The organism is Corynebacterium sp. HMSC070H05 (assembly GCF_001837615.1).
Lineage (GTDB): Bacteria > Actinomycetota > Actinomycetes > Mycobacteriales > Mycobacteriaceae > Corynebacterium > Corynebacterium coyleae.
Window position 1 is genome coordinate 73,267 of record NZ_KV833273.1, and the last position, 11,735, is coordinate 85,001.

Annotated in this window: 12 protein-coding genes; 3 read left to right on the forward strand and 9 right to left on the reverse strand. The window is 60.0% G+C overall.

The window, feature by feature from the left end; translation table 11 throughout:
• The first annotated feature begins 23 nt into the window (after positions 1 to 23).
• Positions 24 to 863 carry a RecB family exonuclease gene (locus tag HMPREF2617_RS00385; RefSeq protein WP_070839103.1) on the forward strand — a complete coding sequence of 280 codons (840 nt, stop codon included), beginning with the start codon at positions 24 to 26 and terminating at the stop codon, positions 861 to 863.
• On the opposite strand, the gene HMPREF2617_RS00390 is transcribed toward HMPREF2617_RS00385, so the two are convergent.
• The 7 genes from HMPREF2617_RS00390 to HMPREF2617_RS00420 form a co-directional block, all read right to left on the reverse strand.
• Complete coding sequence (locus tag HMPREF2617_RS00390; protein ID WP_070839015.1) at positions 860 to 2,527, reverse strand: formate--tetrahydrofolate ligase; 1,668 nt, start codon at positions 2,525 to 2,527, stop codon at positions 860 to 862. The two genes, HMPREF2617_RS00385 and HMPREF2617_RS00390, sit on opposite strands and share 4 nt — an antisense overlap.
• Positions 2,528 to 2,532: 5 nt before the next feature.
• Positions 2,533 to 3,843 carry an anaerobic C4-dicarboxylate transporter gene (locus tag HMPREF2617_RS00395; protein ID WP_070839017.1) on the reverse strand — a complete coding sequence of 437 codons (1,311 nt, stop codon included), beginning with the start codon at positions 3,841 to 3,843 and terminating at the stop codon, positions 2,533 to 2,535.
• A gap of 146 nt (positions 3,844 to 3,989) precedes the next feature.
• Positions 3,990 to 5,423 carry an aspartate ammonia-lyase gene (aspA, locus tag HMPREF2617_RS00400; RefSeq protein ID WP_070423166.1) on the reverse strand — a complete coding sequence of 478 codons (1,434 nt, stop codon included), beginning with the start codon at positions 5,421 to 5,423 and terminating at the stop codon, positions 3,990 to 3,992.
• 55 nt (positions 5,424 to 5,478) lie between these two features.
• Positions 5,479 to 6,153 carry an HAD family hydrolase gene (locus HMPREF2617_RS00405; RefSeq protein ID WP_256381225.1) on the reverse strand — a complete coding sequence of 225 codons (675 nt, stop codon included), beginning with the start codon at positions 6,151 to 6,153 and terminating at the stop codon, positions 5,479 to 5,481.
• On the reverse strand, positions 6,146 to 6,541 hold the full coding sequence (locus tag HMPREF2617_RS00410; protein ID WP_070451478.1) for a hypothetical protein: 396 nt from the start codon (positions 6,539 to 6,541) through the stop codon (positions 6,146 to 6,148). The genes HMPREF2617_RS00405 and HMPREF2617_RS00410 overlap by 8 nt, the downstream gene beginning before the upstream one ends.
• 24 nt (positions 6,542 to 6,565) lie before the next feature.
• Positions 6,566 to 7,780, reverse strand: a complete 1,215-nt coding sequence (mshC, locus tag HMPREF2617_RS00415) for a cysteine--1-D-myo-inosityl 2-amino-2-deoxy-alpha-D-glucopyranoside ligase (protein ID WP_070839021.1) — start codon at positions 7,778 to 7,780, stop codon at positions 6,566 to 6,568.
• Positions 7,781 to 7,790: 10 nt separating this feature from the next.
• Positions 7,791 to 8,618: an undecaprenyl-diphosphate phosphatase gene (locus HMPREF2617_RS00420; RefSeq protein ID WP_070423249.1), complete on the reverse strand. Its 828-nt coding sequence runs from the start codon at positions 8,616 to 8,618 to the stop codon at positions 7,791 to 7,793.
• Positions 8,619 to 8,690: 72 nt separating this feature from the next.
• On the opposite strand from HMPREF2617_RS00420, the gene HMPREF2617_RS00425 reads away from it, so the two are divergent.
• Together HMPREF2617_RS00425 and HMPREF2617_RS00430 are read left to right on the forward strand one after the other, a co-directional pair.
• Positions 8,691 to 9,728: a YncE family protein gene (locus tag HMPREF2617_RS00425; protein ID WP_246815433.1), complete on the forward strand. Its 1,038-nt coding sequence runs from the start codon at positions 8,691 to 8,693 to the stop codon at positions 9,726 to 9,728.
• Between the two features lie 9 nt (positions 9,729 to 9,737).
• Complete coding sequence (locus tag HMPREF2617_RS00430) at positions 9,738 to 10,817, forward strand: quinone-dependent dihydroorotate dehydrogenase (protein WP_070423162.1); 1,080 nt, start codon at positions 9,738 to 9,740, stop codon at positions 10,815 to 10,817.
• Here the strand turns inward: HMPREF2617_RS00430 and HMPREF2617_RS00435 are convergent.
• A complete protein-coding gene (locus HMPREF2617_RS00435; protein ID WP_070423161.1) occupies positions 10,814 to 11,170 on the reverse strand; it encodes a hypothetical protein in 357 nt (118 codons plus the stop codon). The genes HMPREF2617_RS00430 and HMPREF2617_RS00435 overlap by 4 nt on opposite strands.
• Positions 11,171 to 11,180: 10 nt before the next feature.
• The gene (locus tag HMPREF2617_RS00440; RefSeq protein ID WP_070839023.1) at positions 11,181 to 11,714 is read right to left on the reverse strand and encodes a YbhB/YbcL family Raf kinase inhibitor-like protein; all 534 of its coding nucleotides are present in this window, start codon (positions 11,712 to 11,714) and stop codon (positions 11,181 to 11,183) included.
• Between the last annotated feature and the right edge of the window lie 21 nt (positions 11,715 to 11,735).

Genomic DNA, 11,735 nt, shown 5'->3' on the forward strand with positions numbered 1-11,735 from the left:
CCCACTCTAAGATGTTGGGCACCATGACTCCTAGCAATACGCCACGACCACTCGCCCTGTCCCCCTCCCGCGCGTCCGATTACAAGCGCTGCCCGCTGCAATACAGGTTCCGCGCGATCGACCGCCTGCCGGAACCATCCACGGAAGCGCAGGTGAAAGGCACGCTCGTACACGCCGTGCTGGAAGAGATGTTTTCCTGGCCCCGCGAGGAGCGCACCTACCCCGCCGCCGTGAAGCGGCTCAAGCCGACGTGGGAGCAAATGCGTATCGACGACCCCACCTGCGCCGAACCCGTCGAAGACGACTACCAGCTGCTCGTGGATGCCCGCACGCTCCTGCGTGGCTACTTCACCATGGAAAACCCGCTCGGTTTCGACGCGCACGCACAAGAAATGCCGGTCGATTTCACACTGCCCAACGGGGTTCCTGTGCGCGGCTTCATCGACCGAGTGGACATTGCGCAGACCGGCGAGGTACGTGTTGTCGACTATAAGACCGGCAAGAAGCCACTACCCCGCTACTCCCAGGACGCGCAGTTTCAGATGCGCTTCTACGCGCTGGTCTATTGGCGCCTGTTCGGCGTCGTTCCGACCCAGCTGAAACTGATGTACCTCAAGGTGATGGACTCAATGATCCTCACCCCTTCACGCGAGGAGCTGGAGTACTTCGAGCGCGACCTCGCGGAGTTGTGGTGGAAGATCGAGGCCGACGGCAAAGCTGGCTCGTTCCGCCCGCAGCAGTCGAAGCTTTGCGGGTGGTGCGCCTTCCAGTCGCTGTGTCCAGCGTTTGGTGGCACACCACCCGAGTATCCCGGTTGGCCCGGCTCCCGCGCAGAGGAAGAGCCGGCCCCAGAGAAGGACTAGAACAGTCCGCTGACTACGCCGTTCTCGTCGACGTCGATGTTGTTGGCAGCCGGCTTCTTCGGCAGGCCTGGCATGGTCATCACATCGCCAGTCAGTGCGAGGACAAAACCTGCGCCGGTACGCGGGATGAGGTTACGCACGTGCAGGGTGTGGCCCTCAGGTGCGCCAAGCTCCGTCGGGTCGTCGGAGAAGGAGTACTGCGTCTTGGACACGCAGACCGGCAGGGTGTCAAAGCCGTTGTCCTTCAGCATCTTTAGATCCTTCAGCGCTGCTGCGGAGTACTGCACCTCGCCGGCCCGGTAGATCTCCTTGGCGATGGTCTCGATGGACTTCTCCACGCCCTCAGCCGGGTCATACAGCGGGTGCGATGCGCCCTCGGTGAGGTTTGCCAACAGGGTCTCGGCGAGCTTGGTGGCGCCGGCGCCGCCTTCGGCCCACACGTTGGCGTCGGCAAGCGCGATGCCCTTGGACTCTGCCCAGTTACGCAAGAAGTCGAGCTCGGCTTCGGTGTCGGTGACAAAACGGTTGAGCGCAACCACCGGGGTGACACCGAACTTGCGCACGTTTTCCACGTGGCGCTCCAGGTTCACGATGCCCTCTGCAAGCGCATCGACGTTTTCGGCCTTGAGGTCTTCCTTGGCAATGCCGGCGTGGTGCTTGATCGAGCGGATCGTAGAGACGATCACCGCACCTGCGACATCCAGATCACCGTAGCGTGCCTTGATGTCGAAGAACTTCTCCGCACCGAGGTCAGAACCGAAGCCGGCTTCCGTGAGCACGATGTCGGCGTAATCGAGTGCCGTGCGGGTTGCGATGAGCGTGTTGCAGCCGTGTGCGATGTTGGCAAACGGTCCGCCGTGGATAAACGCCGGAGTGCCGCCGAGCGTCTGCACCAGGTTCGGGTTCACAGCGTCCTTCAGCAGAGCGGCCATCGCGCCCTGTGCTCCGATCTCACCGGCAGTGACCGGCTTGCCGTCGTAGGTCAGACCGATAGTGATCGCTGCGAGGCGACGCTTCAGGTCCTCCAGGTCAGTGGCCAGGCCAAGGATCGCCATGATCTCGGACGCAGCCGTGATGGTGAAGCCGGTTTCTGCCGGAACACCCGAGGTCGGGCCGCCGAGACCGGTGATCACGTTGCGCAGCACGCGGTCATTCACGTCCACACAGCGCTGCCAGGTCACACGACGCGGGTCGATGTTGAGCTCATTGCCCTGATGGATGTGGTTGTCAATCAGCGCAGCCAAGGTGTTGTTGGCGCTGGTGATCGCGTGGAAGTCGCCGGTGAAGTGCAGGTTGATCTGCTCCATCGGGACGACCTGGGAGTAACCACCACCGGCTGCACCACCCTTGACACCCATGACCGGGCCAAGCGAAGGCTCACGAAGCGCCACCATCGCCTTGTGCCCAAGCTTGGCAAGGGCATCGGTCAAACCGATCAGCATGGTGGACTTGCCCTCGCCAGCCGGGGTTGGGGAAACACCGGTCACCAGGACGAGCTTGCCCGGCTTGCCCTTCGGGGTTTTGTTGATGTCCACCTTGGCCATGTACTTGCCGTACGGGATGAGCGCATCCTCATCCACGCCGGCGCGAGCGGCAATGTCGGTGATGGGTTCGAGTTCGTGTGCTTGAGCGATTTCGACGTCAGTCAACGGTTGTGCAGTCATGCATCTCACACTACCGCTGCACCGATGAGGTATCCCAGGATTACGCTGACTAAAATGCAGACCACTCCGGGGACGAGGAATGGGTGGTCAAACACGTACTTGCCAATGCGGGTCGAACCGGTGTCGTCCATCTCCACCGCCGCAAGCAGCGTTGGGTACGTGGGCAGGACGAATAGTGCGGAGACCGCCGGGAAAGCGGCAAGTGCCGTGAGTGGACTCACCCCGATTGCCAACGCGGCGGGGATGAGCGCTTTCGCTGTTGCGGCTTGTGAATACAACAGTGATGCGGCGATAAAGAGCACGACCGCGAGCAGCCAAGGTTTTGAGGTCAGCACGTTACCGGCGATGTTTTGGATGTCGTCGATGTAGTAGTTGATATACGTCGTACCCAGCCACGCCACGCCGAGCACGCAGACACATGCGGACATGCCGGATCGAAAGACTTGGGTGTTCAGAATCTCCGCGGCAGCAGCGCGGGTGCTCATAATGATGACGACAGCGGCACTGAGCATGATGGCCATGATTGCCTCGTTACGTGGCACTGTTGGCTCCGCAATCAGGCCAATCTGATCCGAAATCAGCGTTGCATAGACCATCACAATGACGATCGCAGCCAGAAAGATAGCGACCGAACGCTTCGCACCTGGTGCGGGAACGTAATCATCGTGACCTTGATGCGTTGCGACGAGCCCAGCGGCCTTGCGTTTGCGGTACACGGGGTCGTCGTCAAGCTCACTGCCCATATGATTGGCAACCCACGCCGTCGGGAAAATTGCCAGGAACGTCGCGGGAAGCATCACCGCAAGAATCTGGAGATACCCCACCCCAAGTGGTTCCAGCGCTGACGCCATGAACACAACTGCTGCAGAGATTGGTGAAGCGACGATCGCCATCTGCGAAGCGATCACGGCCGCTGACAGCGGACGCGAAGGACGAACGTTTCCTTCCTTCGCCACCTCTGTGATGACCGGCATCGTGGAAAATGCCGTATGTCCAGTTCCAGCGAAGACTGTCATCAACCACGTCACCATCGGGGCGTAAACCGTAATGCGCTTCGGGTTTCTGCGTAAGAGTCGCTCCGCAAGATCCACAAGGTATTGCATGCCACCGGCGAGCTGCATTGCAGAGATGGCTGCGATAACGCACATGATGATGCCGATGACATCAAACGGAATTGCATCTGCGGTGACCGGCATACCGGTTGCGCCGAGAAGCAGCACCCCCAATCCCCCGGCGAAACCGATCGCGATCGAGCCAATGCGTGCACCCAACACGATTGCCCCAAAAAGAATGAGGGTGTGCAAGGGAACCAACATGGTGTGCGCTCCTTCATTACGGGCTAGTAAGAACTTCCGCCATTATCCCGTATTGATCACACCAAAAGGAAACGGGGCAGGTGTGAGATTGGCTACCACCCTGCCCCGGTTCACCGCTGACACGGAAGGAAATGCGGTTTTAAAACCTAATTAGCGTCGTCCTCATCAACGTAGAGCTTGCCGCGGAATTCCGGGTGCATGAGGTTTTCCTTGCTCAGCAACCGCTTCAAATCCTCTTCCTCAATAAGGCCCTTCTCCAGCACCAGGTCATAGACGCTCTTACCGGTGGAAGCAGCCTCACGGCCAATGATGTCGCCGTTATGGTGACCAATCACCGGGTTGAGATAGGTGACGATGCCGATCGAGTTAGTCACGTAAGCCTCGCACACGTCCTTGTTCGCAGTGATGCCCACAACGCACTTCTCGCGCAGCGTACGTGCCGCATTGGCCAGCAGACGGATCGACTCAAACAAGGACTGAGCAATGACCGGCTCCATGACGTTGAGCTGGAGCTGACCTGCCTCAGCAGCCATGGAGACCGTCACGTCGTTGCCGAAGACCTTGAAGCACACCTGGTTAACAACCTCCGGGATAACCGGGTTGACCTTGGCCGGCATGATCGAGGAACCAGCCTGGCGCTCCGGAAGGTTGATCTCGTTCAGACCAGCGCGAGGACCGGACGACAGCAGACGCAGGTCGTTACACATCTTGGAGAGCTTCATTGCCGCACGCTTGATAGCCCCGTGCATCATGACGTAGTCGCCGGTATCCGAAGTAGCCTCAATCAGATCCGGAGAGGCCTGGATGTCCAGGCCGGTGACCTCGCGAAGTGCCGTGACAACCTGATCTTTGTAGCCGTTCGGAGTGTTAATTCCCGTACCGATTGCGGTTGCGCCAAGGTTGACTTCCAGCAGGGACGTCGCAGCGTTGCTGATGGTGCGCTGCTCTTCATTGAGGTTTGCGCCAAACGCAGTGAATTCCTGACCCAGCGTCATCGGAACCGCGTCCTGCAACTGAGTACGACCCATTTTGATGATGTCGGAAAACTCGTCGCCTTTCGCGCGCAGTGCCTTCTGCAGCTCGTCGAGCTCCTCAAGCAAGCCCTGCACCGCGTAGTACACACCGAGACGCAGACCAGTCGGGTACGCATCGTTGGTGGACTGGGACATATTCACATCATCGTTCGGATTGATGATGTCGTAGGAGCCCTTCTCAGCACCAACGTATTCCAGTGCGAGGTTAGCCACCACCTCGTTCGTGTTCATGTTTGCCGAGGTACCCGCGCCACCCTGGAACAGGTCGATCGGGAACTGATCCATGCAGCGTCCCTCTTCCAGAATCTGGTCGCAGGCCCACGCAATTGCTTCGGCTTTCTCGCGCGGCAACACATGCAGGCGACGGTTCGCAATAGCGGTAGCCTTCTTCACTTGGGCCATGCCACGGATGAACTCCGGCAAATCGTTCAGGGTGCTGGCCGACAACTTGAAGTTGTCTACTGCTCGCTGCGTATGCACTCCGTAGTACACATCAGCGGGGACTTCAGCCTTGCCAAGCAGGTCTTCTTCAATACGAGTGCTCATGGCACACCACTATACGTAGTGAAGCGAAGCCTCTCGACGATTGTGCGTGTGACACCTACGCCCCGCAGGCTGCAGCAAACCAGCGGTACACGTCGTCGGCACTGGCCCCCATAAACAGGTGGGGATCAAACCGATACACACCGGCAGGTACATGATCCGCGAGCCCCAACACTGCACATCCCGCTGCAGCCGCAGCTGACATGCCACTGAACGAGTCCTCGACCACGAGACAGTCTTGCGGAGCGGCGCCGACGCGCTGGGCTGCTTCGAGGTACATGTCGGGGGCAGGTTTCGGGTGGATTACTTCGTCGCCAGTAATGGTGCCGGTGAAGAACGCACGCCCAATCGCATCAATGCACGGATCTGCCAGGACGCGTTCAGTATTCGTCGTCACGAACATGGGCATGTGGTCTTCCTTCAGCGACTGCAGCACTTCAAGAATCCCTGGGTTGCATTCGATACCTGCAGAAAACAGCTCAGCCATCCGACCGAACATCCAATCCTTATATCGCTGTTCGTCGCCGTCAGTCAGTGTGTGCTCCGCCCACTGCGCCACAATGCGAAGCGTGTTCGGGAAACTCCCGCCAATGGTGCGCTCGCGAACCTCTGGGGTCAGCGGCCGACCAAGCAACTCCCCTAACTCGTAGGTCGCCTGTCCCCAGAGCGGCTCTGTGTCTATCAGCGTGCCGTCCATATCCCAGAAGACAGCCGCCGGACGCTGCCTACTCAAATTCCGGCAGCGCTTCTAGCGCCTCATCGGTCGCGCCCGCCGCGGTGCACACCCGAATCACGAGCGTCTCAATATCTGCTTTTTCTTCTGGCTCAAGCACCGCGTCCGCATGACGGACATTGAACGCCTCCAAGCGCTCGTAGAACGGGCCAACTAGCCCCACCAGTTGCTGGTCCTCTGGCTGGGAACCGAGTGCGTCGACCTCGTCGAGGTACTGCTCGAGCATTTTCCGCAACTCAGGCAACACGGACGGGTCGAATGGCTCGTCCCACAACTCCTTGTCTTCCTCAGAAAGGTAGGAGCCTGAGGCGAACATCGTCAGGTCATCGATAAACTCGTCGACCTCAGGCTGGAACTGGGCACGAATCGTGTGTGCTGCTGCGCTCATGACCACCATTGTGCTGGATGAGGCCTAGAGATGCACACCAAGCAGTCCATCAAGTGCTGTTGCAATCACACCGTCGTAGTCGCCCCGTGCTTCATCGACCACACGAAGAGCTGTGGGCGTGTCAAGGTCGTCTGCCAGCGCAGCGCGCAATTTATCGACGACACCGAGCGCCTCGTCTTCAGACACCTCGTTCGCCAGAGCCTCACGCCACCGGTCGAGTCGCTCCTCAGCAGTGTGAAGAATCGCGTCGGAGAAATCACGGTCTTCCCGGTAGTGCTGGGAAAACACCGCCAGCCGGATCGCGGAAGCCTCGTGGCCTTGCTCGGTGAGCTTGTGAACAAAGACGAGGTTACCTAGTGACTTCGACATCTTCACACCATCAAGTGCGATCATGCCCGCGTGCACATAGTGGCCGGCCATCCGGTCCACGTGCAGCGCGGCCTCTGCGTGCGCGGCTGAGAACTCGTGGTGCGGAAACGCCAGGTCCGAACCGCCACCTTGGATCGCGAAACTTGCCCCTAAGCGGTTCGTCGCAATCGCGGAGCACTCCACGTGCCATCCCGGACGACCTGGGCCGAACGGCGAGTCCCAGGCTGGCTCGCCCTCACGGTGACCACGCCAGATCAGCGCGTCAAGCTTGTCGCGCTTGCCTTCACGCTCCGGGTCGCCACCGCGTTCAGCGAAGTACTCCTCCATCGTTGCTCGGTCGAGGTTCGACTCGTAGCCAAACTGCTCGGTTGCATCGATCGAGGCATACACATCGCCCTGGTCAAGTGTGTAAGCCACGCCTTCGTCGAGAAGCTTCTGCACCATCTCGATGACCTCATCGACAGACTCCATCGCGCCGATGTAATCGCGCGGCGGGATGACGGAGAGAATCTCCATGTCACTGCGGAACAGATCGATCTGGCTTGAGCCGAGTTCGCGCCAATCCACACCGTCACGCTCGGCTCGCTCGAACAGAGGGTCATCAACATCGGTGATGTTCTGTACATAGTGCACCTTGTGACCGTTAGCGATCAGCTGACGCTGCACAAGGTCGAATGTGAGATAGGTGGCAGCGTGTCCCAGGTGGGTCGAGTCGTATGGAGTGATACCGCAGACATACAACCCCACTTCGCCCTTCGCATCCGGCGTGGTATCCACAGGTTTCACCTGCTGATCAGCGGTGTCGTAGAGCTTCAGCGGCACCGAAGTGCCGGCAACGTGAGGAACAATTGGGTTCGGCCAAGCTTGCATGCGCCCAACCCTACACAGGCTGCATGACACCAGTGCCAAGCAGAATCATCACAATGACACCGAGTGGGATGCGGTAGGCAGCGAACCAGGCAAACGAGTGGTTAGAAACGAACTTCAGCAACCACGCAATGGAGATGTAACCGACGATAAAGCCAATTCCGGAGCCGACAAGCAGCTGCATTCCGGAGGCAGCCTGTCCCGCTTGCGGGTCAAACGCATCGGGCAAGGAGAACAGACCAGACGCGAGTACCGCGGGGATAGCCAGAAGGAAGCTAAACCGGGTAGCAACCTCGCGGTCGAGGTTGAGGAACAAACCACCCGAGATCGTTCCGCCGGAACGCGACACACCAGGAATCAGCGCTAGGCACTGCCACAGGCCCATGAGAACGGCGTCCTTCATGGTCAGCTCCTCAAACCCACGAGACTTCTTGCCGCGGCGTTCCGCAAGAATGAACACCAGAGAGAACAAAATGAGCACGGTCGCGGTGATCCACAAGTTGCGGAAGTTTTCGCGAATCAGGTCCTTCAGCAACACACCTGCCAACCCGACTGGGATCGTGCCGGCGATGACCATCCAGCCCATGCGGTAATCAAACCCTCGCTTGGCCTTGTCGAACAGTCCAGCGAACCACGCGGTGAGAATCCGCCAAATGTCCTTGGCAAAGTACACAAGTACGGCAAGCTCGGTACCGAGCTGGATCACAGCGGTAAAGCTTGCGCCAGCGTCCTCCCCCCAAAACAACTCTGAGACGATACGGAGGTGACCCGACGAGGACACCGGGAGAAACTCCGTCAAGCCCTGCACGATGGAGAGGACGATCACCTGTAGCCACGACATCATGGCTGCACACCCTACTCCGCACCGCGCTTGATCACTGAACGCAGCAGGCTGATTGCTAGGCTTACGTGCGTGATTGTTCGACGTACTGCTTCCCGTTTTACTGCCGCACTCTGCCTTAGCGCGGTGTTACCGCTCGCGCTGGCAGCATGCAGCGCCACCCCGAACGCAAAAATCGAGGAGGCGGGTGGCGACGCCGCAGCCAACATGGGCAGCGCCGAACCCGCCCAGTCCCCTGCGAGCAACAACCCGGCTGGGCGTGTAGTGCAGTTTGAGGCTGTGCGCGACCTCGACACGACAAACGGTGTTGTCGGGGTGCGCACAGAAAACGCTCTACTGATTGGGTCGATCGACGACATTGCCAACGGCAAGGCTGAAGAGCATCCACTCGACGCGTCGTGCGGGGATGTATCTGCCAGCGATGGGTCGTTCGCAGTGGCGTGTGATGGGGCTGTCAACGTCTTCGGCCAAGTCGCGCAAACTATTAGCACCGACCTTCCGGTGACTTCGGCGACTGTTGTTTCCAGCGGTGAAGTGCTCGCTGCAAGCGATACGGAGCGCAAAGTGTGGGTGTTTAAGGACGGGGAACTGTCGGACACGATCGATGTTGCCCGCGAGACCGACCAGCTGCAGGCGGTTGCTCTTGACGGCCAAGATGACGCGGTAGTTCGCATCAGCAGCTTCGACACCACCATCCAGGACATCGACTGGCAGGGCTCCCGCCAGGGCGGCACGCTGCGTGTTGGCCTCGGCGTGGGCAAGGTTGCCGCAGGCGAGCACGGGCTTGTGCTCGCTGCCGACTCCACCGGCAACCAGATCCACGTCTACACCACCGACGACATCATTCGTCTCCAGCAGAGCGCACCTGTGCCGGAAGGCCCGTGGGACGTCGCGTGGGATTCGTCGCAACGCCTTGCTTGGGTAAGTTCCTTGGCTGAAAACACCGCAACCGGATACGACATCTCCCAGGGTGTGCCGGTTGAGAAGAAGAGTTTCGCCACTGTCGCGAACGCTCAGAGCATCATTTCGCTTGACGACGGCACCGTCGTCCTCGCATCCGCCACCGGCGATGGCATCCAAATCGTCGCACCCGACGAGCAGATTAACTAGGAGACCAACATGAGTCTTTACGACCGCGCCCTGCAACTGATGTTCCGCATCCCGCCGGAGCGCATCCACGGCATCATCAGCGGTGGCCTGCGTGTGCTGGATGCCGCGAGTCCCATCAACCGCGCACTCGAGAAGGTTGTACGCGTCCACGACCCCGTGCTGCGCCAGACAGTGTTCGGCGTTGACTTCCCTGCCCCGCTCGGACTTGCGGCTGGGTTTGATAAAAACGCTGAAGCTATCGACGCCTGGGGCGCCGTTGGCTTCGGCTACGCAGAGATGGGCACGGTGACCCCGAAGCCGCAGCCGGGTAATCCCGCCCCACGCCTGTTCCGCCTTCCCGCGGACAAGGCAATTTTGAACCGTATGGGGTTCAACAACAAGGGTGCACTCGTTGTCGCAGATAACCTGCGCAGCAGGAAGTCCGACGACATCGTCGGGATTAACATCGGCAAGAACAAGACCGCCGAAGACGCTGTCGCCGACTACCGCGCAACCGCTACCGCCCTTGGCCCGCTGGCCGACTATCTCGTGGTCAACGTGTCCTCCCCGAACACGCCGGGTCTTCGCGACCTGCAGGCGGTGGAGGAGCTTCGCCCCATCCTTTCCGTGGTGAAAGAGTCGACCACCACCCCGGTGCTGGTCAAGATCGCGCCAGATCTTTCGGACGAGGACATCGACGCTGTTGCAGACCTCGCTGTCGAACTTGGACTCGACGGCATCGTGGCGACCAACACCACGATCTCCCGCGACGGGCTGCACACCAATGCAGACGAGGTTGCAGCCATGGGTGCGGGTGGCATCTCTGGTGCACCTGTTGCGGCACGCTCACTCGAGGTGCTCAAGCGCCTCTACGACCGCATCGGCGGCCAATTGGCGATCATCAGTGTTGGCGGTATCTCCACACCCCAACAGGCGTGGGAACGCATCACTTCAGGTGCCAATCTGTTGCAGGGCTACACGCCATTCATCTACGGCGGCCCGGGTTGGATCCGGGATATCCACCGGGGCATTGCTGCACAGATTAAGGCCCACGGTCTGAACTCTATTGAGCAGGCCGTGGGCAGTGGGCTTGAGTGGAAAGCGCTCTAGGCCTTCGGTTGCACGCTGCGCCGTAGAATCACGGCGCAGAAGCCCGCGGCGATAGCCCAAGCGACAAGCCACACCGGCGTCGTCGTGAATAATGCGGTGTTCGGCAAAATTACCCCAAGGCCGATCAAGACGATCGCGATGAAAAGGGCGATAACCTGCGTGCGCGAGCCTTGCTGCTCTTTGTTCGTGGTCGCAAACGCACCGACGAGAGCGACAGCCACAAGCACCGTGAGCACCTGAGGGGTGATCACAAACCCCTCATCACCACGGGTAAATCCGACGACTGCATAGAGGACGAGTGCGGCGGCAAGACCTAAAAAGGCGCCGCCGACGCGAAGCTGCACAGGTACCATTCGCCGAATACTACTGGTTCTCGTACCAACCCCAGATGATTGCCCGGCCCAACGAGTGAAAGTTCAGGTTGAACCCGAGCTGCGTTGGGTTCGCGATCTGATCTGCCGGAAATTCCGTGTCCACCGCGTGGACTACGAACAGGTAGCGGTGCGGCCCGTGGCCTGCCGGCGGGTTTGCACCGTAGAACCCTTTAACTCCGGAATCACCGGTGAGCACAACCGCGCCGACGCCCAGGTCCTCCTTGGCGCCTGCGCCAGCAGGCAGCTCGGTAATATCTGCCGGGATGTTGAACGCGGACCAGTGCCAAAAACCCGACGCGGTTGGTGCGTCCGGGTCGAAGCACGTCACTGCGTAGGTCTTCGTCCCCTCAGGCGCACCTTCCCACGCAAGCTGCGGGCTGGTGGCGTTATCGCCGGCAAGTGTGTCGTTGAGACGCTCGCCGTCAACAATGTCATCCGAGGTCACCGTGAACGAAGGCACGTCCGCCAGGGGCGCATACGGGTCGGGGCCGGGGAAACGGTCTGAAACATAGGAAGCAGTCATAGACCCATTCCTACCCGAAAA